Source organism: Bradyrhizobium sp. CCBAU 51753, assembly GCF_015291565.1.
In the GTDB taxonomy this organism is placed as follows: Bacteria; Pseudomonadota; Alphaproteobacteria; order Rhizobiales; family Xanthobacteraceae; genus Bradyrhizobium; species Bradyrhizobium ivorense.
The window spans coordinates 6,915,192-6,940,696 of sequence record NZ_CP030037.1 but is presented as its reverse complement, the minus strand read 5'-3'; the positions used below and the strand labels follow the sequence as shown (position 1 = coordinate 6,940,696).

The following is a 25,505-nucleotide window of genomic DNA, read 5'->3' as shown; positions in this document are numbered from 1 at the left end:
CCGCGGTTGGTCTTAAGCTTTCTTCGGCGGTTCCTTGTGGCCGCCAAAACCTGCGCGCATCGCCGAGAGGATCTTCTCCGCAAAGGTATGATCCTTGCGCGAGCGGAAACGCGCGAACAGCGCGGCCGTCAGCACCTCGGCCGGCACGGCCTCGTCGATCGCGGCGTTGACCGTCCAGCGGCCCTCGCCGGAATCCTCGACGAAGCCCGAGTAATTGTCGAGCGTATGGTTCTCGGCAAGCGCGATCGCGGTGAGATCGAGCAGCCAGGACGGGATCACGCTGCCGCGCCGCCACACTTCCGCAATGTCGGCGATGTCGAGGTCGAAGCGATGCTCCGGAGGCAGCGTCGCGCTGCTGGCGTTCTTGAGGATGTCAAAACCTTCGGCATAGGCCTGCATCAGGCCGTATTCGATGCCGTTGTGGATCATCTTGACGAAGTGCCCGGCGCCGATCGGGCCGGCATGGATGTAGCCCTGCTCGATCCTGGGATCGCGGCCCTCGCGGCCGGGCGTGCGCGGGATGTCGCCGATGCCGGGTGCCATGGCCTTGAAGATCGGGTCGAGCCGGTCGACCACGGCCTTGTCGCCGCCGATCATCATGCAGTAGCCGCGCTCGATGCCCCAGATGCCGCCGCTGGTGCCGACATCGACATAGTGCAGCCCGCGCTCCCGCAGTGTCTTGCCGCGGCGGACGTCGTCCTGCCAGAACGTGTTGCCGCCGTCGATGATGACGTCGCCGGGCGACATCAGCTTCGACAGGGCCTCGATGGTGGCCTCGGTGATCTTGCCGGCCGGCAGCATCACCCAGGCGGTGCGCGGCGCTTCCAGCTTGAGGACGAAATCCTCCAGCGAGGCGGAGCCCGCGGCATTGTCGGCGACGAGCGCCGCCACCGCCTTGGGATCCTTGTCGTAGACGACGGTGGTGTGGCCGTGCGCCATCAGGCGGCGGACGATGTTGCCGCCCATCCGCCCGAGGCCGATCATGCCGAGTTGCATTGCCTGCCTCCCGTCAGTTCAGCGCCGCCGAGATCGCGGCGTCGAGCGCCGCGAGGCCGGAGGTGAGGTCGCCCTTGAGATGCACGCGCAGCGCACGCCGCCCGCGCTCGGTGAGCACGTCGAAATCGCCGCGCGCCTGCGCCGCCTTGATCACGCCGAAGCTGGCCTTCTGGCCGGGCACCGCGAGGTCCTCGGCGTCATCGACCGTGACCTGCAGGAACACGCCAGTGTCGGGCCCGCCCTTGTAGGCCTGTCCCGTCGAGTGCAGGAAGCGCGGGCCGAACTCGGCGCAGGTCGCCAGATGCCTGGTGTCGCGCAGCTTCAGCCGCATCGCCTGCATGGCGTCGATGGTGTCGCCGTCGCGCTCGATATAGGCGAGCAGGGCGACATAGTCGCCGCGGCCGGAGCGCGACAGATGCGCCCTGATCCAGGAGTTGAGATCGCCGTTGGCGCCGGCCTTGCGCAACTCGTCGGCGTTCTGCGCGTCGGTATAGAGCTCGACGTCCGCCGCCGACACCACCGGCTCCTCGGCAGGCAGCGACCCGGTTTTCTCGAACGCTGCGGTGAGCTCGCGGGTCTTGATCTTGGCGGCTTCGACGTCGGGCTGGTTGAACGGGTTGATGCCGAGGATCGAGCCCGCGACCGCGGTCGCGATCTCGAAGCGGAAGAACTCCTGGCCGATGTGATCGATCGATTTCATCACGATGCGCGCCACCGGATGGCCGGCGGCCTCCAGCGCCGCGAGTTTTGACTCATGCGCGGCATCGTGCTCGTCCTCGGTACGCAGGTCGATGAAGAAGCGGTCGTTGCCGTAGACGGCAGCGTCGCCGATGGTCTCGCCCTCGATCGGGATCAGGCCCTTGCCGTCCTTGCCGGTCGATTCCGCGATCAGCTGCTCGGTCCAGGCGCCGAAATCGGCGACGCTGGGCGAGGCGAAGATCGTCACCTTGTCGCGGCCCTCGAGCCCGGCGATGCCCATCGCCAGGCCAAGCTGCACGCCGGGGTTTTCATGCGGCGGCACGTCGGCGCCACAGGAGCGCACCATCGACAGCGTGTGGCCGAGCAGGCTGCGGACATCGATGCCGGCCGCGGCCGCCGGCACCAGGCCAAACGGCGACAGAACGGAATAGCGGCCGCCGATCGCGGGGGCGCCGTAGAAGATACGAGCAAAGCCCTGCTTGATCGCGACCTTCTGCAGCGACGAGCCGGGATCGGTCACCGCGATGAAGCGGTGGCCGGCCTTGTCCTTGCCGATCGCCTGGCTGACGCGGTCGAAGAAGTAGTCCTTCAGCACGTTCGGCTCGGTGGTGCCGCCGGATTTGGAGGAGACGATGAACAGCGTCTTCGAGATGTCGACATACTCCTCCATCGCGCGCACCTGCGCCGGATCGGTGGAGTCGAGCACGTGCAGTCGCGGGAAGCCCGATCGGTGCGGGAAGGTCTCGGCCAGCACCTCCGGCCCGAGGCTCGATCCGCCCATGCCGAGCACGACGGCGTCGGTGAAATTCTGCCCCTTCACGCGCTGGGCAAAATCCTCGTAGTCGGCGACATCGGCGGTGGCGGCGCTGGTCAGCCAGCCCAGCCATTTGTTCTCGTCGTCGCCGGTCCAGACCGACTTGTCCTTCTGCCAGAGCCGGCGGATTTTTGCCGCGGCGCGCCATTCCTCGGTGCTCTTCTCGACCGCCTTCTCGATGGTCGCGCCAAGCGCAAGCTTCTGGCGGTCGATGCCGCTGCCGAGCGAGGTCGCGCGCTTGTGGGCGACGGCGCCGTAGAGCTTGTCGGCCGCGTCGGCGAACAGCTTGACGCCGTCCTTGACCAGCTCCTCGGTGATGGCGTCGAGCGAGATGCCGGATTTCTCCAGCTCCTCCAGCACGTGGCGGGCGTCCTCGACATTCTCTTCGAGGCTGTCGCGGGTCTTGCCGTGGTCGCGGAAGGCATCGAGCGTCGCCGGCGGCACGGTGTTGACAGTGTCGGGGCCGATCAGCTCCTCGACATAGAGCACGTCGCTGTAGTCCTTGTTCTTGGTGCCGGTCGAGGCCCACAGCAGCCGCTGCGGCTTGGCGCCTTTTGCCTTCAGCTTGTCCCAGCGGCCGCCCGCGAACAGGCGCTTGTAGTCCTGGTAGGCGAGTTTTGCATTCGCGATCGCGACCTTGCCCTTCAGCGCGGCCAGCCGCTCCTTTTCGGACGGGTCGTTGGCGCGGGCGATCTTCTCGTCGAGCTGCTTGTCGACGGCCGAATCGATCCGGCTGACGAAGAAGCTGGCGACGCTGGCGACATGGGAGGGATCGCCGCCCTTGGCGACGTATTTCTCCAGCCCCTTGAGATAGGCTTCCGCGACCTGGCGGTAGACCTTCTGCGAGAACAACAGCGTGATGTTGATGCTGATGCCTTCGCCGATCAGCTGCTCGATCGCCGGCAGGCCTTCGGGCGTCGCCGGCACCTTGACCATCAGGTTCTTGCGATGAACCTCCTTCCAGAGCCGCTCGGCTTCCGCGATTGTGCCCTTGGTGTCCATGGCGAGATAGGGCGACACTTCGAGGCTGACGAAGCCGTCGCCGCCGTCGCTGTGGTCGTAAACCGGGCGCAGCACGTCGGCGGCGTGCTGGATGTCCTCGATCGCCAGATGCTCGAACAGGTCGGCGACCGAGCGGTCGCCTGACTTGAGGGCCTGGCCGATCGCCCCGTCATATTCGTCCGAACTGCCGATCGCCTTCTCGAAAATCGACGGGTTGGACGTCACGCCTTTGACGCCGTCGGTCTCGATCAGCCGCTTCAGGTCGCCCTTGGCGACGAAGCCGCGGGCGAGGAAGTCCAGCCAGACCGCTTGGCCGTGATTTTCGAGTGCTTTGACGGGGTTCATGGGTGCCTGTTCTCGTTCGATCGAGGGTCGATTTTTGGGTTCCCGGGCAGCTTTCGGGCGCGGAGGCGGATTGTCAACATGGGGGGCCCCGGGGCGGAATGTCAGCATTCCCAAGGGATAACGCCATTCACAAAAGTTCGATCCCTCGGACGCGATCCAAGCCTGAACCCCATCTCAGCACATTTTTATGACGTGTCGCGGCGCCCGGTCAGTTGGTCCGGTCAGGTTATGGCCGCAGATACAGGTAGCCCTGCGACTGCAGCTCGGCGAGGCGGACCACGCCGCCCCGCTCGGCGGCCACGAAGCCGGGTAGCAGGTCATTCAGCGTGATATGCTGCGATTTCATGGTGTTGCCGCAGGCGGCAAGCTCGATTCCGGCCTTTGAGAACTGCCCGACATGCCGCGACAGGTCGGGATTGGCGGCGGCGGAGTGAAACGCCTTCAGCGCCTGACCGTGCACCACCAGCGCGATCGTCACGTTGTCCGGCCCGCCGACGCCGTCGAGATGGTTCTGGATGTTGCCGATCACGAAGCTGACCTTGTCGAGGTCGTTGAGGTGATAGACCACCTTCAGCTTCGCGGGCGCTTCTGTCGCGGCGTGCGCGCGTGAGGTGGCGAAGGCGGCGCCGATCGCCGAGAGCGCGCCCGACAAGATGCTGCGTCGATGCATGGCATCCTCCCACAATTATTGTTGATCAGGCCAAGCCTGATCACCTAACGCCCGATCACTTAAGGCCCATCACTCGCAGCCTATCACTTGTGGCTGAGGGCGGCGAGTTCCTCGCGATCGGTCACGAGTTCGGCGCATTCGCTTGCCTCGGCGCGATCGACCCGAAACACCTTGTCGTCGCTGCCGTCGGTTTGCATCTCGGCCGGTTCGGCGTCCGGTTTGCTGCGATCCGAGACCATGATGCGCCCGATGCGGGCAGTCGCCGATTTATTATCGTTCGACAATGCCACAGTTAGGCCACCGCCCTCACAATCGACGCCGCATTCGTAAGCCGTGACGCGGCCGGCTTTGGTCGGCAGCGCGTGATTGCAGTAGCCGCCGGAGTCGAAATTGCCCGAGCGATCGCGGTACTGAATGCCGACGCGGAAGGAGTAGTTGATGGTCTTGTCCTCCGGCACGGTCTCGGCTTCGACCAACAGCTTCATCGCGCTGACCTTCTGCTTCGGATGCTGCGCGAGATGGTTGGCGTCGTAGCGCCGTACGAAGCAGGCGAAGCTTTTGGCGCCAAGGGGGCCCGCGAACATCCGCTTGTCGAAGGCGGCTGCCTGCGCCTTGCCGGCGGCCTCCTGCGCCCGGGCGGTCGACAGGGCTCCGGCGCATGCCGCAACTGCGAGGACAACGAAGGAAGACAGCTTCATGACGGGCCTCGGGAATAAGCGATGCCGGAGCCGCATCACCGTCCTGCGCGGCACGTGGATGCCGTCCGGAACTGTGTGGGCTCGCTGCCTTAGTCGCGGCGACAAGGAGGCGCGTTCAAGCGTGCCTGAATGATTGTTCATCCGCCGCTGTGACGCACCATCTTGACGCCAAGGCTGGACAGTCACACCTTTTCAGGGAGGCCAGCGTTGATCGCCGGGCAGGAAGTCGCCCGTTCGGAAGTCCCGCCTTTGGAGGCCAGGCCCCGGTAAACCACGGATGTGGCGGCGGGGCTACAACGGCCAAAAACAGGGGGATATTGATGAACTATTAAGCTTCCTGCCTGTTGATAAGGCGGTGGCTGCACGCGCCGTGCATTGCCGAAGTGAGTCGGTCGAGTGTCCAATGGACGTAGCGTGCCGACGCTGATTCGATCCTAGGACGCTCTGGTTGCGACTCGTGTCAGTCGTGCGGCGATACATATCGTGGAGAGAGGGATCATGTACAACGATTCTTTGTTCAACGCCTTTGCCAGGTCGTTTGAAGCACGAAGCCAAACCGACATGTCGATGGCCGAGTATCTGGAGTCGTGTCGAAGTGATCCGATGCGATATGCAAATGCGGCCGAGCGGTTACTAGCGGCGATCGGTGAGCCCCAGATGATCGACACGGCCAAGGACCCACGCCTTGGCCGTATCTTTTTGAACCGCACGATCAGATCCTATCCTGCCTTCGCCGGCTTCCACGGCATGGAGGATACGATCGAGCGCATCGTCGGCTTCTTCCGCCACGCCGCGCAGGGCCTCGAAGAGCGCAAGCAGATTCTCTATCTGCTCGGGCCGGTCGGCGGCGGCAAGTCGTCGCTCGCCGAGCGCATCAAATCGCTGATGGAAATTCATCCGATCTACGTGCTGAAGGCCGGTGACGAACTCTCGCCGGTGTTCGAGTCGCCGCTCGGGCTGTTCGATCCGGATCAGCTCGGGCCGATGATCGAGGAGAAGTACGGCATTCCGCGCCGCCGGCTCAGCGGGTTGATGTCGCCCTGGGCCTACAAGCGGCTCGAGGCGTTCGGCGGCGACATCTCGCAATTCCGCGTCGCGCGCCTCCAGCCCTCGCGGCTGCGCCAGATCGCGGTGGCCAAGACCGAGCCCGGTGACGAGAACAACCAGGACATCTCCTCGCTGGTCGGCAAGGTCGACATCCGCAAGCTCGAGACCTACGCCCAGAACGATCCCGACGCCTACAGCTATTCCGGCGGGCTGAACCGCGCCAACCAGGGTGTGCTTGAATTCGTCGAGATGTTCAAGGCGCCGATCAAGATGCTGCATCCGCTGCTGACCGCGACGCAGGAAGGCAACTACATCGGCACCGAGAACATCGGCGCGATCCCGTTCACCGGCATCATCCTCGCGCACTCCAACGAGGCCGAGTGGCAGAGCTTCAAGACCAACAAGAACAACGAGGCCTTCATCGACCGCATCTGCGTGATCAAGGTGCCGTATGTTCTGCGGGTGGCCGAGGAGCAGAAGATCTACGAGAAGCTGATCCAGAGCTCGGAGCTCGCCGCCGCGCCCTGCGCGCCGGCGACCTTGGAGACGATGGCGCGGTTCTCGGTGATGTCGCGGCTGCGCAAGCACGAGAACTCGACATTGTTCGCCAAGATGCGGGTCTATGACGGCGAGAGCCTCAAGGAGTCCGATCCGAAGGCGCGCAGCGTCCAGGAATACAAGGACGCCGCCGGCGTCGACGAGGGCATGGACGGTGTCTCCACCCGCTTTGCCTTCAAGGTGCTGGCCTCGACCTTCAACCACGACACCACAGAGGTCGGCGCCGATGCGGTGCACCTGATGTACGTGCTGGAGCAGTCGATCCGCCGCGAGCAGCTGCCCGATGAGACTGAGAAGCGCTATCTCGAGTTCATCAAGGCCGACCTCGCCCCGCGCTATGCCGAGTTCATCGGCAACGAGATCCAGAAGGCCTACTTGGAATCCTACGCTGACTACGGTCAGAACCTGTTCGACCGCTATGTCGACTACGCCGACGCCTGGATCGAGGATCAGGACTTCAAGGATCCCGACACCGGCCAGCTGATGAATCGCGAGCTGCTGAACCAGGAGCTGACCAAGATCGAGAAGCCGGCCGGCATTGCCAACCCGAAGGACTTCCGCAACGAGGTCGTCAAGTTCTCGCTGCGCTCCCGGGCGCACAATGGCGGCAAGAACCCGAGCTGGACCTCCTACGAGAAGGTCCGCGACGTGATCGAGAAGCGGATCTTCTCGCAAGTCGAGGATCTGCTCCCGGTCATCTCGTTCGGTTCCAAGAAGGACGGCGAGACCGAGAAGAAGCACGGCGAGTTCGTGGCGCGAATGGTCGAGCGCGGCTACACCGAGCGCCAGGTCCGGCGTCTTGTCGAATGGTACATGCGGGTGAAGCAGGCCGGCTAGCGTATCAAGAATTTGGACAGGATCCCGAGCGTGGACACTGCGTTCTCCATGCTCGACTAACGACAAAAATAATGATGCGATCGCTTGTGGTCGCATCCCGGCGTGAGGCAGATGCAACGTGGTCATGCATATCGTCGATCGACGCCTGAATCCGGGTAGCAAGAGCCTGGAGAACCGGCAGCGTTTCCTGCGCCGCGCCAAGGCGCTGGTGCAAGGAGCCGTGAAGAAATCGTCGCAAAGTCGGGACATCAAGGACGTCCTTGAGGGCGGCGAGGTGACGATCCCGCTGGACGGCATGGACGAGCCGCGGTTCCGCCGCGAGGGCGGCACGCGCGACATGGTGCTGCCCGGCAACAAGAAATTCATCGAAGGCGATTATCTGCCGCGTCCGAACCAGAGCGGCGGCAAGGGCTCCGGCGCTGGCGAGGGCGACAGCGAGGATGCCTTCCGCTTCGTGCTCAGCCGCGACGAGTTCGTCGACCTGTTTTTGGATGATCTCGAACTGCCCGATCTCGCCAAGCGCAAGCTCGCTGAGACCGAGAGCGAGGGCATCCAGCGCGCCGGCTACGCCACCTCAGGCTCGCCCGCCAACATCTCGATCAGCCGCACCGTGAGCCGGGCGCTGGCCCGCCGCGTCGCGCTGCGCCGGCCGCGCAAGGACGACATCGAGGCGCTCGAGGCCGAACTGGCGGAGTGCGAGGACGGCCCGCGCCGCCGCGAGCTGCTGGCCCTGCTCGAGGCGCTGAAGGCCAAGGCCAAGCGGATCCCGTTCATCGATCCGATCGACATCCGCTACCGCCGCTTTGAAACGGTGCCGAAGCCGGTGGCGCAGGCCGTGATGTTCTGCCTGATGGACGTCTCCGGGTCGATGTCCGAGCACATGAAGGACCTGGCGAAGCGGTTCTACATGCTGCTCTACGTGTTCCTGAAGCGGCGCTACAAGCACGTCGAGATCGTGTTCATCCGTCACACCGACCGCGCCGAGGAGGTCGACGAGGATACGTTCTTCCACGGGCCGGCCTCCGGCGGCACCCTGGTGTCGAGCGCGCTGGTTGCGATGAACGATATCGTCCGCACCCGCTTCCGCCCGGCCGACTGGAACATCTATGCTGCGCAGGCCTCCGACGGCGACAACATGACGTCGGACAGCGCGCTGACCGGACAGCTCCTCACCAACAACATCCTGCCGGTGTGCCAGTTCTTCGCCTATCTCGAGGTCGGCGAGGCCGCCAACTACACCTTCGACATGCCGGACTCCTCGCTGTGGACGCTCTACGAGCGCCTGCGCAATGAAGGCGCGCCGCTGTCGATGCGCAAGGTGAGCGAGCGCGGCGAAATCTTCCCGGTGTTTCAGGACCTGTTCAAGCGCCGCAGCAAGCAAGAGAGGGTTGCGTAATGGCTTCTTCCGGCGATCGCCTGTTCGAGGGCGCCGACTGGGATTTTCCGCTCCTGCAGCGAATTCACGATGCCTGCGAGGAGATCGCACGCAAGGAGCTCGGGCTCGACGTCTATCCGAACCAGATCGAGGTCATTACCGCCGAGCAGATGCTGGACGCCTATTCGTCGGTCGGCATGCCGCTGTTCTACAAGCACTGGTCGTTCGGCAAGCAGTTCGCCTTCCAGGAAGCCTCCTACCGCAAGGGGCTGATGGGGCTCGCCTATGAGATCGTGATCAACTCCTCGCCGTGCATCTCCTATCTGATGGAGGAGAACACCGCGACCATGCAGACGCTGGTGATCGCGCACGCGGCGTTCGGGCACAATCACTTCTTCAAGAACAACTATCTGTTCAAGCAGTGGACCGATGCCGAAGGCATCCTCGATTATCTCGAATTCGCCAAGGGCTACATCGCGGCCTGCGAGGACCGCCATGGCAGCGAGGCGGTGGAGCGGACGCTCGACGCCGCGCATGCGCTGATGTCGCACGGCGTCGATCGCTATCCCGGCAAGAAGACGCTCGACCTCCGCGACGAGGAGAAGCGCGCCGGTGAGCGCCGCCAGCACGAGGAAAGCGTGTTCAACGACCTGTGGCGGACGGTGCCGAACGTCAAGGCCAAGAGCAAGGCGACGCTGTCGGCGGAGCGCCGCCGCGCGCTGCTCGGGCTGCCGCAGGAGAACGTCCTCTATTTCCTCGAGAAGACCGCGCCGCGGCTGGCCCCTTGGCAGCGCGAGCTGATCCGCATCGTGCGCCACATCGCGCAGTACTTCTACCCGCAGGGCCAGACCAAGGTGATGAACGAGGGCACCGCGACCTACGTCCATTACCGCATCTTGAATCGGCTGCACCGGCAGGGCCGGATCACCGACGGCAACTTCCTGGAATTCCTGCAGTCGCACACCAATGTGGTGTTCCAGCCCGAGTTCGACGACCGCCGCTACTCCGGCTTCAACCCTTACGCGCTCGGCTTCGCCATGATGCAGGACATCGAGCGGATCGTGTCCAATCCGGAGGATGAGGACCGCGAGTGGTTCCCGGACATCGCAGGCAAGGGCGACGTCGAAGGCGTGCTGCGCGAGATCTGGAGCAACTACCGCGACGAGAGCTTCATCAATCAGTTCCTCAGCCCGGCGCTGATCCGGCGCTTCCGCATGTTCCATTTGCACGACAATCCGGCCGAGAGCGCCGGCATCAGGGTCGACGCGATCCACGACGAACGCGGCTATCGGCGGGTTCGCCGCGAGCTGTCGCGGCAATACGACGTCGGCTTCGTCGACGCCAACATCGAGGTCGTCGACGTCGATCTCGACGGTGATCGCCGGCTGCTGCTGCGTCACACCACCGTGAAGGGCGCGCAGCTCAACGAGACCGACACCAGGCGGGTGCTGCAGCACCTCGCCGATCTCTGGTCCTACGACGTCGCACTGACCGAAGTCGACGGCGCCGACAATGTGCTGAAGGAATACGTCATCAGCCCGCGCGCCGCAGCTGTCGCGGCGTAGCAAACACGCCACTGACGGCGCGCCTGCAACCGCGCGCCGTCATGCGGAATGCGTGTCTTGCCCGGCGAATTTTTGATTCCATCGACGGCTCATATCATGAACATCGCGGCAACGTTCGGGCACCGCGCGTTGCGCGCGCGAGTGTGATTGCCGGCATACGAAATTTCCTGAGCGCTTCTTGGTGATTGCCTGCGCGGACGCGATTGATAAGGTGCGCCGCGTCAAGAAGACCAAGAAAAGGATACGCTCTTGTCAACTCACTCACGCCTGGCGGGCTTGCTCGCCGTCACTGTTCTCACCGCTTCGTCGATCTCGCCATCCCCAGCCGCCGAAGGTGCGATCAAGATCGGAAACACCGCGCCCTATAGCGGGCCGGCCTCCGCCTACGGCACCATCGCGCGCGCCGAAGGCGCCTATTTCCAGATGCTGAACGACCAAGGCGGCATCAACGGCCGCAAGATCGAGTTCGAGAGCCTCGACGACGCCTACTCGCCGTCGAAGACGGTCGAGCAGACCCGCAAGCTCGTCGAGCAGGACGAAGTGCTGGCGATCTTCAGCGCGGTCGGCACCGCGCCCAACATCTCCGTGCAGAAGTATCTCAACATCAAGAAGGTGCCGCAGCTGTTCGTCTCGTCCGGCGCGACGCGCTGGAACGATCCGAAGCACTTCCCCTGGACGGTCGGCTTCAATCCGACCTACGAGCTCGAGGGTAGGCTTTACGCAAAGTACATCCTGCAGACCAAGCCGAATGCCAAGATCGCCGTCATCACGCCGAACGAGGATGCCGGCAAGGATTACCTGAAAGGCTTCAAGGACGGGCTCGGCGAGCATGTCGGCCAGATCGTCGCGGAGACCACCTATCAGACCAGCGATCCGACCATCGACTCGCAGATGGTGACGATGCGCGAGTCCGGTGCCGACGTGTTCTTTGCCGAGGCGACGCCGAAATTCGCCGCGCAAGCGCTGCGCAAGGCGGCGAGCATGGGCTGGAAGCCGCTCACCATCCTGCCGTCGGTGTCCAATTCGGTCTCGGCGGTGCTCGAGCCGGCCGGCTTCGAGAACGTGGTCGGTGTCGTCACCGGCCTCTATCTGAAGGACCCGACCGATCCGCGCTGGGCCGATGATCCGGCCCAGAAGGAATTTTCGGCCTGGATGAAGAAGTACCAGCCGAACGCCAACGCCGGCGATCTCTTCAACGTGCAGGGCTACACCGTCGCGCAGCTGATGACCGCGGTGCTGAAGAACTGCAACGGCGACTACAGCCGCGACAACGTCATCAAGCAGGCGGCCAATCTGAAGCCGCTCGAACTGCCGATGCTGCTGCCCGGCATCAAGGTGCAGACCGAGCCCGACAACGTCACGCCGATCCGGCAGATCCAGATGGCGCGGTTCGACGGCAAGTCGTGGGCGTTGTTCGGCGACGTGCTGAGCGACAGGTAAACCTTGTCGTGACAATCGGCCAAAGCGCGACGATCCGTCACGCTTTGGCCGGCGAGATCAGCCGATTTCGACGGATTGCTGCAAGGCGCCCTTAACACGTTCCACACGAAACATCCGGACAGCCAATGCCATTGACTGTCCGAACGCCGATGCTTCGCAAGACCTACGCCTATCCGCCGCTTCCCGACGTCGAGATCGGCTATTCGCTGGTGCGGCTTGTGGGCTGGGCTGGCGTCTTCGTTCTGATGCTGGTGCTGTGCACCTGTATTGCCCTTGGCATACTTCCGCACAAGCCGGGCGATACGGCCCATCTCTACGTCGGCTATGGCGGCATGGTCCTCTTCGCTGTTGCGATCTGGAACTCGATCCGGATCTTCATGTCGCCGAGGGCGCCGGTCATCGTTGTCAGCCGCCACGGCATCCGGGATTCGCGGACATCGCACGGGCTGATCCCGTGGCACTCGGTGGAGGCGATCTCGCTCTGGCAATCCCGCGCCAACAAGAGCGTGCTCCTGAAGCTCAGCCCTGCGGCGGAAGCGCAGCTTTACACGACCAGGACGATGCGTTTCGTGGCGTGGAGCAACAGGCTGCTCGGAGGTGACGGCATCATGATCGGCACGACAGCGCTGACGATGGACACTGACGAGCTGTTCGACCTGTGCAGGACCTACCACGAGGCCGCGCTGCGATCACCGCAGGCTGGCGTTGATCTTGTCCAGTACCGCTGAGCCCGGGCACAGCGCCTTTTCATCCAGCGTGTTGAGCGGCGTCTCGACGGTTTCGAGATGGCTGTGCATGTCCTCGGCGTCCGGATCGACATAGAGCAGCCCGGTGACGATCTGGCCCTTGGCGGCATGCTTCTGCAGGAAGGTCTGCGCGCCGAGCCGGTCATGCGGATCGTAGTCGGCGTCGAGCTTGCGGAGCGCCAGCCGCGAGCCGTCATGCTGCTCGACCACCTGAACGGTACCCGGCGCATAGTCGACGCTGATCGGATCGCGGCCGACCAGCACGTCGAGCCGGTTCACCGCGTCATTGTGCTCGCGGACGTAGTCAAAACTCTTGGTCGAGCCGGCGTGGTTATTGAAGGCGATGCACGGGCTGATCACGTCGATGAACGAGGCGCCCTTGTGCCGGATCGCAGCCGCAATCAGCGGCACCAATTGCGTCTTGTCGCCGGAGAAGCTGCGGGCCACGAAGGTGGCCCCGAGCTGCAGCGCGATCGCGACCAGGTCGATCGCATTGTCGGTGTTGGTGACGCCCTTCTTGGACTTCGAGCCGCGGTCGGCAGTCGCGGAGAACTGGCCCTTGGTCAGGCCGTAGACGCCGTTGTTCTCGACGATGTAGGTCATGTTGACGCCGCGCCGGATCGAATGCGCGAACTGGCCGAAGCCGATCGAGGCGCTGTCGCCGTCGCCGGAGACGCCGAGATAGATCAAATCGCGGTTGGCGAGATTGGCGCCGGTCAAGACCGACGGCATGCGGCCGTGCACCGAGTTGAAGCCGTGCGAATTGCCGAGGAAGTAGTCCGGCGTCTTCGACGAGCAGCCGATGCCGGAAATCTTCGCCACCCGGTGCGGCTCGATCGAGAGCTCGTAGCAGGCCTCGATGATCGAGGCGGTGATCGAATCGTGGCCGCAGCCGGCGCACAGCGTCGAGATCTTGCCCTCGTAGTCGCGGTGGGTGTAGCCCAGCTCGTTCTTCTTCAGGCCGGGGTGATGAAATTTCGGCTTTGCAATGTAGGTCATGACACGGCCTTGCGGAGAGGGGTCACCTTGAGGTGGTCCTGGTGGTCGCCGATCGAATTGGCGATGAAGCGCGCGGTGATCGGCGTTCCGTCATAGTGCAGGATCGGCACCAGCCGCACCGGATCGATGCCGTTCTCGTTGACGATCAGCTGGCGCAGCTGCGCGTCGCGGTTCTGCTCCACCACGTACACGAAATCGTGGTCGGCGATGAAGCTCGCGACGCTGGAGTGGAACGGGAAGGCGCGGATGCGCATGCGGTCGAGCTGGTGGCCGCGCGCTTCCAGGAGGCCGATCGCCTCGTCCATCGCCGGCGAGGTCGAGCCGAAATAGATCACGCCGTATTTGGTCGGCTTCGCCGCATTGGCCTGCAGCGGCCGCGGCACCAGGTCCTGCGCGGTCTCGAACTTGCGCACCAAGCGTTGCATGTTGTCGGCGTAAACAGCGCCTTCCTCCGAATAGCGCGCGTAACGGTCGCGCGAGGTGCCGCGGGTGAAGTAGGAGCCCTTGGTCGGATGGGTGCCGGGATAGGTGCGATAGGGGATGCCGTCGCCGTCGACGTCGAGATAGCGGCCGAAGTCGCGGCCTTCCTCGAGCATCTCCGCGGTCATCACCTTGCCGCGGTCGTATTGCCTTGCGTCGTCCCACTTCAGCGGGCGGCAGAGACGGTGGTTCATGCCGATGTCGAGATCGAGCATCAGGAAGATCGTGGTCTGCAGCCGCTCGGCAAGATCGAACGCGTGCGCGGCGAACTCGAAGGCCTCGGCCGGATCTTCCGGGAACAGCAGCACGTGCTTGGTGTCGCCGTGCGAAGCATAGGCGCAGGCGATCACGTCGCATTGCTGGGTGCGGGTCGGCATGCCGGTCGAGGGGCCGGCGCGCTGGATGTTCATGATCACGGCCGGGATCTCGGCAAAGTATGAGAGGCCGATGAACTCGGTCATCAGCGAGATACCCGGGCCCGAGGTCGCGGTGAAGGCGCGGGCGCCGTTCCAGGAGGCGCCGATCACGATGCCGATCGAGGCGAGCTCGTCCTCGCCCTGCACGATGGCGTATTTTGCCTTCCCGGTCTCGGGGTCGTGGCGGTACTTCTTGCAGTGGCTGGTGAAAGCCTCCGCGACCGACGATGACGGCGTGATCGGATACCAGGCGCACACCGTGGCGCCGCCATAGACCGCGCCGAGCGCGGCTGCGCTGTTGCCCTCGATGAAGATGCGGTCGCCGACCTTGTCGGCCTTCTTCACCCGCAGGCCAATCGGGCATTTCAAGTTCTGCAGCGCCCAGTCGCGGCCGAGATGCAGCGCGTGGACGTTGGAGGACAGCAGCTTCTCCTTGCCCTTGTACTGCTCGCCGATCAGCTGCTCGACCAGTTTCGGATCCATGTCGAGCAGGGCGCAGAGCGCGCCGAGATAGATGATGTTCTTGAACAGCTGGCGCTGCCTGGGATCGTTGTAGGTCGAGTTGGTGATCGCGGTCAGCGGCACGCCGATCACGGTGATGTCCGCGCGGAATTTCGACGACGGCATCGGCTTGGTCGAATCGTAGAACAGATAGCCGCCGGGCTCGATGCCGGCGACGTCCTTGTCCCAGGTCTGCGGGTTCATCGCCACCATCATGTCGACGCCGCCGCGGGCGCCGAGATGGCCGTCCTCGGTGACGCGCACCTCATACCAGGTCGGCAGGCCCTGGATGTTGGAGGGGAAGATGTTGCGTGGCGAGACCGGCACGCCGTGGCGCAGGATCGCGCGCGCGAACAGCTCGTTGGCGGAGGCCGAGCCCGAGCCGTTGACGTTGGCGAAGCGGACGACGAAGTCGTTTACGCTGCTGATCGGGCTTTGGACTGACATGTTGATCCTGCGTGAACCATATCGATGAGGTACTTCTGCATGTCCCAGGCGCCGGTTGGGCAGCGCTCGGCACACAGCCCGCAATGCAGGCAGACGTCTTCGTCCTTGACCATGACGCGGCCGGTCTTGAGGTCGCCGGAGACGTAGAGCGCCTGGTCGTGGTGCGGCGAGGGCGCCTTCAGGCGCTGCCGCAAATCATCTTCCTCGCCGTTTTCGGTGAAGCTGATGCAGTCCATCGGGCAGATGTCGACGCAGGCGTCGCATTCGATGCAGAGCGGCGCGGAGAACACCGTCTGCACGTCGCAGTTCAGGCAGCGCTGCGCCTCGCCGAGCGCCAGCTTGACGTCGTAGCCGAGCTCGACCTCGGCGCGGATGTCCTTCAGCGCGATCACCTTGTCGCGATGCGGCACCTTGAAGCGCTTGTCGGCGGAGATGTCGTTGTCGTAGCTCCACTCGTGAATGCCCATCTTCTGCGAGGAGACGTGCACCTCCGGCAGCGGACGCTCATTGATGTCCTCGCCTGATATCATCTTGTGAATGGAGAGCGCGGCGTCGTGGCCATGCGCCACCGCCCAGATGATGTTCTTCGGGCCGAACGCGGCGTCGCCGCCGAAGAACACCTTCGGATTGGTGGAGGCGAACGTCTTGGGATCGACCTTCGGCATGTGCCACTTGTCGAACTCGATGCCGCAATCGGCTTCGATCCAGGGGAACGCGTTCTCCTGGCCGACCGCGACCAGCACATCGTCGCAGGGCACGGTCTCGTCGGGCTCTCCTGAAGGCACCAGGCTGCGGCGGCCCTTGTCGTCGTACTCCGCCTTCACCTTCTGGAAGGTGACGCCGATCAGCTTGCCGGCGACGTGCTTGAAGGCCACCGGCACCATGTAGTTGAGGATCGGGATGTCCTCGTGCAGCGCGTCTTCCTTCTCCCACGGCGAGGCCTTCATCTCCTCGAAGCCGGAGCGAACGATCACCTTGACGTTCTCGCCGCCGAGCCGGCGCGCGGTGCGGCAGCAATCCATCGCGGTGTTGCCGCCGCCGAGCACGATGACGCGCTTGCCGATCTTGTTGACATGGCCGAACGACACGTTGGCCAGCCACTCGATGCCGATATGGATGTTGGCGGCGGCCTCCTTGCGGCCGGGAATGTCGAGCTCGCGGCCGCGCGGCGCGCCGCTGCCGACAAAGATCGCGTCGTAGTTCTCGGCGAGCAGCTGCTTCAGGCTGTCGATGCGCTGGCCGCCCTTGAACTCGACGCCGAGGTTCAGGATGTAGCCGGTCTCCTCGTCGATCACGCTGTCGGGCAGGCGGAATTTCGGGATCTGGCTGCGCATCATGCCGCCGGCCTTAGGATCGCCGTCGAACACCGTGCAGTGATAGCCGAGCGGGGCGAGGTCGCGCGCCACCGCGAGCGAGGCGGGGCCGCCGCCGACCAGCGCGATGCGCTTGCCGTTCTTTGCCGCAGGCCGCGGCAGGCGCTGCGTGATGTCGTCCTTGAAGTCGGCTGCGACGCGCTTCAGGCGGCAGATCGCGACCGGATTGTCCTCGACCCGGCCGCGACGGCAGGCCGGCTCGCAGGGGCGGTCGCAGGTGCGTCCCAAAATTCCCGGGAACACGTTCGACTGCCAATTGATCATGTAGGCGTCGCTGTAACGCCCCTCAGCAATCAACCGGATGTACTCGGGAACGGGGGTGTGTGCGGGACAGGCCCATTGGCAATCGACCACTTTATGGAAGTAGTCCGGCGCCGAGATATCAGTCGGTTTCATTCCTACCTTTGACCCGCGCGAAAATGCCTGACCGCGCGGCCTTATCGTTGACGAGCGCTCACGCGACGTTGTTTTGGTTTTTGAATTGGATCATAGGCTTATCTTATTAGAGCCGTTCCAGAGAAGGCAAAGGCAAAATTGGGCGATCATCAGCTTTCGCGTGGCTGATGCGCGTCTGGCGTCCATCTCGATCTTGTTATGTGGCGGTGCAGCATGACGCACCGTACATCATGCGCGTTAACCGTGCGGAAGATCGCTCTTCGCGATGTCCCACAGCAGCCGATAGACACCGTGGGTAACGACCAGCGGCTTGAACGCCGCGTTGTCGATGATGCGCGCCGAAGCCGCCGGCACCGCGTTTAAATCGGTGGCGTCGATCAGCACGAACCAGTCGCCGGCGCCCGGATCGGCCTTCGCCGCGTCTGACGTGAGCGGCTTCGACAGGTCAGGATCGTTCTCGAGCAGATGCATCGAGATGATGCCGTCCTGCGTGGACGGATCGAGCTGTTCCCGCAACGCAGCGCGGAGCTTGTCCGCGCCATTGGCGGGTGGCCGCAGGCGGATGATGCCAAGTGTCGCACCCCTGCCGACGCCGCGGCTGATCGTGATGCGCGCGACGCCGCGGATCATGTTCTTGAAGCGCGCGATGTTGGCCTTCGACCAGTCGGTCTGGTTGGCGAGCGCCTTGCGGTAGACCGGGCTGTCGAGCACGTCGAAGGTCGCGGTCGAGTACAGGCTCAGATATTTCGGCTTGCCGTCATAGGCGACGTAGCGCCGCGCTTCGAGGAACCCGTCGATGGCGACGCGCTCCTCGAGATGTTCGCGGTCATACCAGCGATTGAATTCGGCTTCGTCGTGGGCGTCGACATCCATCGATGTCAGCAGCATGCCTTGTCCGGCGATCGGCATCGATTGCTCCTCTTTGCCTGTTTTGCCTGCTCCATATCGCCGAATGGCGAGTCAGGGAAGCAGGTTCCCGGCGCGGAGACCAAGGATTGCCACAATGCTGCAATGCTGTTCAGGGCGCGTTCACAGACCTTGCACTTCCATGTGAGCGCCGACCTCCAGTCGAGAAGGACAACAACGATGGCGCGAATTTGGTGGGCATTGCTCGTTGGTCTATCGCTGGCGTCGTTCCCCGCGCATGCGCAAGAGCCGGAGAAACAGCAGGAAAAGCGGCTCGCGCTCGTCGTCGGCAATGGCGCCTACCAGGCCGGCGAATTGCAGACCGCCGCCAACGATGCCGGCCTGATCGCGCAGACCTTGCAGGCCGCCGGGTTCGACGTGATCGGCGCGCGCGACCTCGACGGTGAGACGCTGCGCAAATCGTTCCGCGATTTCGTCCAGAAGGTGCAGGAGGCCGGACCGAATACGGTCGCTTTCGTCTATCTCGCCGGCTACGGCGTGCAGCTCACCGGCGAGAACTATTTCGTGCCCATCGATGCCAAGACCGCGCGCGACATCGATGTGCCGGTCGAGGCGATCCGCATCTCCGACTACAGCCGTCAGCTCGCGGCGCTGCCGCTCAAGGCGGGCGTGATCGTGCTCGATGCGGCGCGCAGCAATCCGTTTGCGAAAGAAGGCCAGCCGCTGGCCGGCGGTCTTGCGCTGGTCGATCCCGATCCAAAGCTGCTGATCGCGTTCAATTCCGCACCCGGCACCGTCGCTCCCGACGGCGCGCCACCCTATGGACCCTATGCGCAGGCGCTGGCGGAGATGATCCGCACCGGCGGTCTCTCCCTGCCCGAAGTGTTCGACCGCGTCCGCCTGCGCGTCAACGAGATGACCAAGGGTGCGCAGATCCCGTGGGATGCGCAGAAGATCGATGCGCCGTTCGTGTTCTTCGAGCGCCAGCCGGACGCGCCGCCGCAGCAGGTCGACGCCGGGCTGCGCACCAAACCGATCCGCGATTTCTCGGCGCAGGACGCCTACGCGGCCGCGCTCGAGCGCGACACGCTGCAGGGCTACGAGGAATATCTGCAGGCCTATCCGAACGATCCGCTCGCCAAGCGCGTGCGCGCCATCGTGGCGGCGCGGCGCGAGGCCATCACCTGGCGGCGCACCTATTCTGCCGACACGCCGGACGCCTACTGGTCGTATCTGAAGCGCTATCCGCGCGGGCCGCACTCGGCGGACGCGCGGCGCCGGCTCGCTTATCTCTCGGCTGCGCTGGAGCCGCCGCCGCAATTCACCGCGCTCGACTACGACGTGCCGCCGCCGCCGCCGGATGAAATCGAATATGTCGACCGTCCGGCGCTCTATTATGGCGATCCGGTGTTCGCCTTTGCGCCGCCACCGCCGCCGCCGGTGTTCTTCCTGCCGCCACCGCCGCCGGACTTCGTGGTGTTGCCGCCACCGCCGCCGCCGGACGATCTGTACGTGCTGCCGACGCCGCTGTTCGTGGCAATTCCGGCTTACATCGCCGCGCCGCGCTATGTCGTGCCGCCGCCGAACAACATCGTGTTCAACAACATTCACAACACGACCGTGATCAACACGGTGATCAACAACCGCAACCCGACGCCGGCGCAGCTTACCGCCGCGGGAGTGCGGCCGCCGATCCCGGGCGGCAGGATATCGGCAGCGCCGTCGCTGCCGCCCGCCGCCCTGCAACGCGCCAATTTGACGCCGCAGGGCACACCGCAAGGCGGTCAGCCCGGCCCTGGTGGACGGCCCGGAGCCCTGCCGGGGACCGTGCCGAACGCGGCCATTGCGCCCAACGCGCCCGCTGCACCTGGCGTCCACACCCTACCGGGCGGCAGGAACGCACCGCCGCTGCCGCAGAGCGCGACCGCACCGCCCAACGCGCCGCAACCGGGCGCCCGGCCGAATGCGCTGCCGTCCGGCAGGCCGCCGGCGGCGGCGATGGCGCCGCCCAATGCGCAACCGGCACCCGGCGGCAGACCGGCGATCCTCCCCGGTCCGAACGCGCCGCCGGCTGCCGGCAGACCGCCTGTGCGGCCACCGGTCGCGCATGCCGTTGCACCGCCGCCGAGCGCGGTGAGGCCTCCGGTGACGGCTCCGGCGCCGGCGATCCGCGCGGCGCCCGCAAGGCCGGCGCCGGTCGTGCGGCCGGCGCCGCATGCCGCCGTCGCTCCGCCGGCGGTTGCACGCGCCGCGCCACCGCCTCCGCGCATGGCCGCCCCGCCGCCGCCGCGCATGGCCGCCCCGCCGCCGCGCGCGGCAGCGCTGCCGCCGCGCCCTGCGCCGGTCGCGCCGGTCGTTCGTGCCGCGCCAGCGCCGGCGATGCAGGCGCAGCACGCCGCGCCACCGCCGCGAATGGCAGCGCCGCCACCGCGGCCCGCCGCACCGGCGGCCCGGCCGCATCCGTGTCCTCCCGGAGCGTGTGGGCGCTAACGCATGATCCGGAAAAGTGTGAAGCGGTTTTCCGGAAAGATCATGCTCAAACAAGGAGCTAAAGCGCGATGATGATTCAACCCAATCTCATCGCGCTTTAGTCGTCGGAGACGGCGAGTGTTAGCTCGCTCTCGACGCGAGGTCGGCGATCGCCTTCATCACCGCGTTGCGGATGCCGGGGTCGTAGAGGATGTGGCCGGCGCCATCGACGATGCGGACCTCGCTGCCCGGCCAGCGCGCGGCGAGCGCATGCGAGGTCGCGGGCGGGCAGAGCAAATCGTAGCGGCCCTGCACCAGAATGCCGGGAATGCCGGCGAGCTTGCCGGCGTCCTCCATCAACTGGTTCGGTCGCATGAAGCAGTCATTGGCGAAATAATGCGCTTCCATGTACGGGGTCGACGGCAGCACGCCTGACGTCTTCTGAAAATCGAGCCGCGTCTGTTTCGGCGTATGCTCCGACAGCGCGCGCTCGGTGTCGTGCCAGGCCCGCGCGGCCGGCGCGTTCACGTCGATATTCGGATCGAGGATGCGGCGGTAATAGGCGGCGAGCGGCGCCGCACGCTCGTTCTCGGGCAGTAACTTCAAAAAATCCTGGTAAAGCGCGGGATAGAACCGCGGCAGCGTATGCAGGAAGGCGCCGTCCAGTTCCTCGCGCGTGCCGAGGAAGGTGGCGCGCAGCACAAGGCCGCTGACGCGCGCGGGATGCGCCTGCGCGTATGCAAGAGCCAACGTTGCGCCCCAGGAGCCGCCGACCACCATCCAGCGCGCAAAGCCGAAGCGCTCGCGGATCTTCTCCATGTCGGCGATCAAATGCGCCGTGGTGTTGTGGGCGCGGCTGCCTTTCGGCCGGCTGCGGCCACAGCCGCGCTGGTCGAACAGCACGGCGTGGAAGCGTTCCGGATCGAACAGTCGGCGATGGTCCGGCTGGCAGCCGCTGCCGGGCCCGCCATGGAGATAGACCGCGGCAATGCCGCCTTCGCGGCCGATGCTCTCGACATGGACATCGTGCCCGTCGCCGACATCGAGCAGTTCCGACGTCAGCGGGGCAAACGGATCGGCGCGCTTGGCGAGCTTGCCGGCGTCGGCGTCAGGCGCCATTTCGGTTGTCCTGGCGATTGTCCTGGGATTCTTCCGTCTCCAGCGTGCCGCCGGCAAAATTGCGATACAGGAAGCGGTTCTGGCTGGCCGCGGACTCCCGCTCGGCCTGCTTGAAGATCTCCTCATGCCGCGGCGACAGCGCGCAGGCCGGATCGGTGTTGCCGGCATCGCCGGTCAGCGCAAAGGCCTGGCAGCGGCAGCCGCCGTAATCGACCTCGCGGAATTCGCAAGACTTGCACGGCTCCGGCATCCAGCCGGTGCCGCGATAGCGGTTGAAAGCTTCCGAGTTCTGCCAGATCCAGGCGATCGAATGGTTCGAGCGCACCGATTCGAATTCCAGTCCGGTGATGCTTTCGGCGGCATGGCACGGCAGCACTTTGCCGGCCGGCGAGATGTTGAAGAACTGGCGGCCCCAGCCGCCCATGCACTTCTTCGGCCGCAGTGCGTAGTAGTCGGGGACGACGTAATCGATCGCCAGCGTGCCCTTCAGCCGCGCCTGCGCCTCCTCGACGATGCGGCTGGTCTCCTCGATCTGCGCGATGGTCGGCATCAGCGCGGCGCGGTTCTTCAGCGCCCAGCCGTAATACTGCACATTGGCGACCTCGAGCCGGTCGGCGTCGAGATCGACCGCCATCTGGATGATGTCGGGGAGTTGATGCAGGTTCTGCCGGTGCATCACCGCGTTCACCGTGAGCGGCATTTCAAGCTCGCGCGTCCATTTCGCGACTTCGAGCTTCTTCCGGTGCGCGTCCTTCAACCCGGCGACGCGGTCGGCAACGACCGGCTCGTTGCCCTGAAAGCTGATCTGCACATGGCTGAGGCCGGCATCCGCCAGCGCCGCGAGCTTGTCTTTGGTCAGCAGCACCGCCGAGGTGATCAGATTGGAATACAGCCCGACATCGCTTGCATGCTGCACCAGCTCGACAATGTCCTTGCGCGCGGTCGGCTCGCCGCCGGAAAAATGGATCTGCAGCACGCCGAGCTCGGCGAGCTCGCTCAGCACCTTCTTCCATTCCTCTGTCGTGAGCTCGGTCGAGCCGCGGTCGAGCTCGACCGGGTTCGAGCAATACGGGCATTGCAGCGGGCAGCGGTGCGTGATCTCGAGCAGAACCGCGAGCGGGATGCCGTAGGTCTCGGCCGCCGAGCGGCGGCTCTCCAGCACCGCGAGCCCGTCGCTCGGGCCTGGCGGTGTCTTGTTGTCGGCGAGCGTGTCACTCATGCTGTGCTCTCGCGCGCTTCGGTGAGAAAGCCCTTGTCGGCCAGGTCCTGCAGCATCGCGACCACGTCGGTTGCGATCGCCTCGCGCGGCGCTGCGTATTTTTCCGCGAGCATGTCGACCACGTGAGCCACGCTGCGCACGCCGTCGCAGAGCTGCAGCACCTCAACCGCGATCTCGTCCGGCGCCAGCACGCGCTCCGGCGCCAGGATCACCCAAACCTGCCGCGTCTCGTCGAATTTCAGCTTGGCATGGCGCGGCAGTTTCGGCCGGCTGGTCTCGCTGACGCTGATGTTGCGGCTCGCCATGTGTCGTTCCTAGCTCGTCTTCTAGCTCGTTTTGGGCACGAAGGCGCCGGGCGGAATGTGGCCGTCGACATAGGCGTGATACAGCGCGTCGAGCTGCACCCACAGCACGTTGGTCTTGAAGATCAGCGCGTTGCAGACCGCCTCGCGCTCGGCCGGCGTTCTGGCGTGCTGCTTGACGTAGTCGAGCGCAAAGCCGGCATCGCGCGGCGCCTGGGTCAGGCGGCGGCTGAAATAGCTCATGATGTCGGGATTGACGAAGTCGTAGTGCTTCAGCATCCCCGAGATGCGTTCCTCGTGCAGGTTCGGCGCGAACAGTTCGGTCAGCGAGGAGGCGATCGCCTCCAGCGGCGTGCGGTCGCGGCAGAAATGCACGTAGGCTTCGACCGCAAAACGCGTCGCGGGCAAAATGCCTTCGGTGGATTCGACGTAAGTCGTGTCGAGGCCGAGGCCCTCGGTCAGCTTGAGCCAGCGCTCGATGCCGCCCTCGGTGCCGAGATCGCCGTCATGATCCTCGATGCGGTGACGCCATTCGACGCGGGTGTTGCGATCGCGGAAGCGCGAGATCACCATCGCGTCCTTCAGCGGGATCGTGCTCTGGTAGTAGTAGCGGTTCAGTGCCCAGGCCTGCACCTGGCCCTTGTTGAGCTTGCCGCCGTGCAGCAGGCGGTGGAAGGGATGCAGGCTGTGATAGCGCGTCGCGCCGATCGTGCGCAGCGTCGCTTCCATCGCCTCGGCGCTGTCGAGCGTGATGCCCTTGCCGATCGAGAGCGCCGTCATCCCATTGGTAGGCACCACATTCACAGCACGATCTCCGTTCCGTCGGAGGGAATCTGCCAGCCCGCCTGTTCTGCCGCCTTGCGCTCGGCCGAGGTCCCAAGCAGCGCCGGGTTGGAGTTGTTGATATGCAAAAACACTTTTCGTCCGATGTCGAGACCGGCGAGGCCTTCGATCGCGCCGTGCTCGCCCGACATGGCGATATGGCCCATGCTCTGGCCGGTCTTGTTGCCGAGCCCGGCCACGGCCAACTCGTCGTCGCGCCACACCGTGCCGTCGAAGAACACCAGCGGCGCGCCCTTGATCCGCGCCTTCAGGTCGTCGGTCACCCGCGCGCAGGCCGCCAGGAAGTAGAAATATTTGCCGCTGGCCTTGTCCGCAATACGCAGGCCCAGCGTATCGCCGACGCCGTCGCGGCCTGCCGGATGCGCGGTGCCCTCGAGATACCAGGCGCCCTTGCCGGGAACCTCGAACGGCAGCACCTCAAGGCCCGACGGCGTGCCGTCGGGCAGGGCGGGCTCAAAGGTCTGATCGACCGCGATCGGCTGGCGCTTGACGTTCTTCTCGTTCAGCACGTTGAAGACGCTGTTGGCGCGCAGGATCGCCAGCACCCGCTCATGCGCATAGATCGAAAACGGCGAACCCTCGCGCATCGACAACAGCCCCGCGACCGCATCGATCTCGCCATTGGTGAGGATCACGCCCGCGATCGGCGTGTGCCGCAGCGCGCCGGCCTTTGGATGCAATTGCGCCGTTGCGATCAATTGCTGGCGCAGATCGGGCGAGGCATTGACCAGGAACCAGTGCGCGCCGTCGCGGCTGAATGCGATCGAGGCTTGCGTGCTCTGCAGTTCCGGATGGTCGCTTCGTGCCGCCCTGCAATTCGGGCAACCGCAGTTCCACTGCGGAACGCCGCCACCTGCTGCGGCACCCAGGACGACGACACGAAGCATGATCCGTCTCCCGGAGAATCAGAGCCCAAGCGAGTGACCACCTAGGCGAATCAGCGCCCAGAAACGTTACGAGGTGGAGCCGGGGTCTGAACCGCACTCCCTCGCTCGGGAGCGCGCGTCACGCCCGGACGTCCACCTGCGCTAAACGCTAAACGTGTAGAGGGCGCTGCCGCTTACTTGCGGGTGGCGCACATGTACATGTTGATTTCCATGCCGACCGACACTTCAACGATCTTCGGTGCTTTCCAGGCCATTTGGCTCTCCTTATTGCGACCGGACGACTTCCGCCCTGCGGACTAAAGTACTGCCGTCAAAAAAGTTCGCCACCTAAATTTTTTGCAAGGTTGCCGTGCCCGGTGCATGCTGCGTTGCGGCATGCAAATTCCCCCCGCTCA

Annotated in this window: 20 protein-coding genes; 6 read left to right on the top strand and 14 right to left on the bottom strand. The window is 64.9% G+C overall.

What is annotated here, in order from left to right:
• Nucleotides 1-12 precede the first annotated feature (12 nt).
• From gnd to XH93_RS31775, 4 genes are all read right to left on the bottom strand, one after another.
• Nucleotides 13-996, bottom strand: coding sequence for a phosphogluconate dehydrogenase (NAD(+)-dependent, decarboxylating) (gene gnd / locus XH93_RS31790; RefSeq protein ID WP_194470480.1), 984 nt, complete (start codon nucleotides 994-996; stop codon nucleotides 13-15).
• A 13-nt stretch (nucleotides 997-1,009) separates the two neighbouring features.
• Complete coding sequence (locus XH93_RS31785; protein WP_194470479.1) at nucleotides 1,010-3,856, bottom strand: bifunctional transaldolase/phosoglucose isomerase; 2,847 nt, start codon at nucleotides 3,854-3,856, stop codon at nucleotides 1,010-1,012.
• Nucleotides 3,857-4,082: 226 nt separating this feature from the next.
• Nucleotides 4,083-4,526 carry a DsrE family protein gene (locus tag XH93_RS31780; RefSeq protein WP_139863937.1) on the bottom strand — a complete coding sequence of 148 codons (444 nt, stop codon included), beginning with the start codon at nucleotides 4,524-4,526 and terminating at the stop codon, nucleotides 4,083-4,085.
• An 83-nt stretch (nucleotides 4,527-4,609) separates the two neighbouring features.
• Nucleotides 4,610-5,224 (bottom strand): hypothetical protein, encoded by a 615-nt coding sequence (locus XH93_RS31775; RefSeq protein WP_194470478.1) that lies wholly within the window; start codon nucleotides 5,222-5,224, stop codon nucleotides 4,610-4,612.
• Between the two features lie 498 nt (nucleotides 5,225-5,722).
• Here XH93_RS31775 and XH93_RS31770 point away from each other — a divergent pair, with 498 nt between their 5' ends.
• The 5 genes from XH93_RS31770 (at nucleotide 5,723) to XH93_RS31750 (ending at nucleotide 12,774) form a co-directional block, all read left to right on the top strand.
• The gene (locus XH93_RS31770; protein ID WP_194470477.1) at nucleotides 5,723-7,666 is read left to right on the top strand and encodes a PrkA family serine protein kinase; all 1,944 of its coding nucleotides are present in this window, start codon (nucleotides 5,723-5,725) and stop codon (nucleotides 7,664-7,666) included.
• A gap of 124 nt (nucleotides 7,667-7,790) precedes the next feature.
• Entirely contained in the window at nucleotides 7,791-9,062 is a 1,272-nt protein-coding gene (locus tag XH93_RS31765; RefSeq protein WP_194475400.1) for a YeaH/YhbH family protein, read from the top strand.
• Entirely contained in the window at nucleotides 9,062-10,606 is a 1,545-nt protein-coding gene (locus tag XH93_RS31760) for a SpoVR family protein (protein ID WP_194470476.1), read from the top strand. The genes XH93_RS31765 and XH93_RS31760 overlap by 1 nt, the downstream gene beginning before the upstream one ends.
• 249 nt (nucleotides 10,607-10,855) lie before the next feature.
• Entirely contained in the window at nucleotides 10,856-12,046 is a 1,191-nt protein-coding gene (locus XH93_RS31755; RefSeq protein WP_194470475.1) for an ABC transporter substrate-binding protein, read from the top strand.
• A gap of 125 nt (nucleotides 12,047-12,171) precedes the next feature.
• The gene (locus tag XH93_RS31750) at nucleotides 12,172-12,774 is read left to right on the top strand and encodes an STM3941 family protein (protein ID WP_194470474.1); all 603 of its coding nucleotides are present in this window, start codon (nucleotides 12,172-12,174) and stop codon (nucleotides 12,772-12,774) included.
• Here XH93_RS31750 and XH93_RS31745 read toward each other — a convergent pair.
• From XH93_RS31745 to XH93_RS31730, 4 genes are all read right to left on the bottom strand, one after another.
• The gene (locus tag XH93_RS31745) at nucleotides 12,736-13,791 is read right to left on the bottom strand and encodes a 2-oxoacid:ferredoxin oxidoreductase subunit beta (RefSeq protein WP_194470473.1); all 1,056 of its coding nucleotides are present in this window, start codon (nucleotides 13,789-13,791) and stop codon (nucleotides 12,736-12,738) included. The two genes, XH93_RS31750 and XH93_RS31745, sit on opposite strands and share 39 nt — an antisense overlap.
• Nucleotides 13,788-15,635: a 2-oxoacid:acceptor oxidoreductase subunit alpha gene (locus XH93_RS31740; protein ID WP_172627092.1), complete on the bottom strand. Its 1,848-nt coding sequence runs from the start codon at nucleotides 15,633-15,635 to the stop codon at nucleotides 13,788-13,790. The genes XH93_RS31745 and XH93_RS31740 overlap by 4 nt, the downstream gene beginning before the upstream one ends.
• Entirely contained in the window at nucleotides 15,605-17,404 is a 1,800-nt protein-coding gene (locus XH93_RS31735; RefSeq protein WP_194470472.1) for an FAD-dependent oxidoreductase, read from the bottom strand. Before XH93_RS31735 ends, XH93_RS31740 begins: the two co-directional genes overlap by 31 nt.
• Nucleotides 17,405-17,641: 237 nt before the next feature.
• Nucleotides 17,642-18,313: a DUF4286 family protein gene (locus XH93_RS31730; protein ID WP_194470471.1), complete on the bottom strand. Its 672-nt coding sequence runs from the start codon at nucleotides 18,311-18,313 to the stop codon at nucleotides 17,642-17,644.
• 177 nt (nucleotides 18,314-18,490) lie between these two features.
• Here XH93_RS31730 and XH93_RS31725 point away from each other — a divergent pair, with 177 nt between their 5' ends.
• Nucleotides 18,491-20,761: a caspase domain-containing protein gene (locus tag XH93_RS31725; protein ID WP_194470470.1), complete on the top strand. Its 2,271-nt coding sequence runs from the start codon at nucleotides 18,491-18,493 to the stop codon at nucleotides 20,759-20,761.
• 120 nt (nucleotides 20,762-20,881) lie between these two features.
• On the opposite strand, the gene pip is transcribed toward XH93_RS31725, so the two are convergent.
• From pip to pqqA, 6 genes are all read right to left on the bottom strand, one after another.
• Complete coding sequence (pip, locus tag XH93_RS31720) at nucleotides 20,882-21,859, bottom strand: prolyl aminopeptidase (RefSeq protein ID WP_194470469.1); 978 nt, start codon at nucleotides 21,857-21,859, stop codon at nucleotides 20,882-20,884.
• Nucleotides 21,849-23,078 (bottom strand): pyrroloquinoline quinone biosynthesis protein PqqE, encoded by a 1,230-nt coding sequence (gene pqqE / locus XH93_RS31715; protein WP_194470468.1) that lies wholly within the window; start codon nucleotides 23,076-23,078, stop codon nucleotides 21,849-21,851. The genes pip and pqqE overlap by 11 nt, the downstream gene beginning before the upstream one ends.
• Nucleotides 23,075-23,383: a pyrroloquinoline quinone biosynthesis peptide chaperone PqqD gene (gene pqqD, locus XH93_RS31710; RefSeq protein WP_194470467.1), complete on the bottom strand. Its 309-nt coding sequence runs from the start codon at nucleotides 23,381-23,383 to the stop codon at nucleotides 23,075-23,077. Before pqqD ends, pqqE begins: the two co-directional genes overlap by 4 nt.
• 21 nt (nucleotides 23,384-23,404) lie before the next feature.
• Nucleotides 23,405-24,160, bottom strand: coding sequence for a pyrroloquinoline-quinone synthase PqqC (gene pqqC / locus XH93_RS31705; RefSeq protein WP_194475399.1), 756 nt, complete (start codon nucleotides 24,158-24,160; stop codon nucleotides 23,405-23,407).
• Nucleotides 24,161-24,180: 20 nt separating this feature from the next.
• Nucleotides 24,181-25,110 (bottom strand): pyrroloquinoline quinone biosynthesis protein PqqB, encoded by a 930-nt coding sequence (gene pqqB, locus XH93_RS31700; protein ID WP_194470466.1) that lies wholly within the window; start codon nucleotides 25,108-25,110, stop codon nucleotides 24,181-24,183.
• Nucleotides 25,111-25,283: 173 nt separating this feature from the next.
• Nucleotides 25,284-25,364: a pyrroloquinoline quinone precursor peptide PqqA gene (pqqA, locus tag XH93_RS31695; protein WP_035635412.1), complete on the bottom strand. Its 81-nt coding sequence runs from the start codon at nucleotides 25,362-25,364 to the stop codon at nucleotides 25,284-25,286.
• Between the last annotated feature and the right edge of the window lie 141 nt (nucleotides 25,365-25,505).

Excerpts from the sequence above, each read along its gene's own strand:
- XH93_RS31745 (WP_194470473.1), bottom strand. The coding sequence starts at position 13,791 with ATGACCTACATTGCAAAGCCGAAATTTCATCACCCCGGCCTGAAGAAG.
- XH93_RS31765 (WP_194475400.1), top strand. The coding sequence starts at position 7,791 with ATGCATATCGTCGATCGACGCCTGAATCCGGGTAGCAAGAGCCTGGAG.
- XH93_RS31750 (WP_194470474.1), top strand. The coding sequence starts at position 12,172 with ATGCCATTGACTGTCCGAACGCCGATGCTTCGCAAGACCTACGCCTAT.
- XH93_RS31780 (WP_139863937.1), bottom strand. The coding sequence starts at position 4,526 with ATGCATCGACGCAGCATCTTGTCGGGCGCGCTCTCGGCGATCGGCGCC.
- XH93_RS31740 (WP_172627092.1), bottom strand. The coding sequence starts at position 15,635 with ATGTCAGTCCAAAGCCCGATCAGCAGCGTAAACGACTTCGTCGTCCGC.
- XH93_RS31760 (WP_194470476.1), top strand. The coding sequence starts at position 9,062 with ATGGCTTCTTCCGGCGATCGCCTGTTCGAGGGCGCCGACTGGGATTTT.
- pip (WP_194470469.1), bottom strand. The coding sequence starts at position 21,859 with ATGGCGCCTGACGCCGACGCCGGCAAGCTCGCCAAGCGCGCCGATCCG.
- XH93_RS31775 (WP_194470478.1), bottom strand. The coding sequence starts at position 5,224 with ATGAAGCTGTCTTCCTTCGTTGTCCTCGCAGTTGCGGCATGCGCCGGA.
- XH93_RS31730 (WP_194470471.1), bottom strand. The coding sequence starts at position 18,313 with ATGCCGATCGCCGGACAAGGCATGCTGCTGACATCGATGGATGTCGAC.
- pqqE (WP_194470468.1), bottom strand. The coding sequence starts at position 23,078 with ATGAGTGACACGCTCGCCGACAACAAGACACCGCCAGGCCCGAGCGAC.
- pqqD (WP_194470467.1), bottom strand. The coding sequence starts at position 23,383 with ATGGCGAGCCGCAACATCAGCGTCAGCGAGACCAGCCGGCCGAAACTG.
- pqqC (WP_194475399.1), bottom strand. The coding sequence starts at position 24,160 with ATGACGGCGCTCTCGATCGGCAAGGGCATCACGCTCGACAGCGCCGAG.
- XH93_RS31770 (WP_194470477.1), top strand. The coding sequence starts at position 5,723 with ATGTACAACGATTCTTTGTTCAACGCCTTTGCCAGGTCGTTTGAAGCA.
- pqqB (WP_194470466.1), bottom strand. The coding sequence starts at position 25,110 with ATGCTTCGTGTCGTCGTCCTGGGTGCCGCAGCAGGTGGCGGCGTTCCG.
- gnd (WP_194470480.1), bottom strand. The coding sequence starts at position 996 with ATGCAACTCGGCATGATCGGCCTCGGGCGGATGGGCGGCAACATCGTC.
- pqqA (WP_035635412.1), bottom strand. The coding sequence starts at position 25,364 with ATGGCCTGGAAAGCACCGAAGATCGTTGAAGTGTCGGTCGGCATGGAA.
- XH93_RS31725 (WP_194470470.1), top strand. The coding sequence starts at position 18,491 with ATGGCGCGAATTTGGTGGGCATTGCTCGTTGGTCTATCGCTGGCGTCG.
- XH93_RS31735 (WP_194470472.1), bottom strand. The coding sequence starts at position 17,404 with ATGAAACCGACTGATATCTCGGCGCCGGACTACTTCCATAAAGTGGTC.
- XH93_RS31785 (WP_194470479.1), bottom strand. The coding sequence starts at position 3,856 with ATGAACCCCGTCAAAGCACTCGAAAATCACGGCCAAGCGGTCTGGCTG.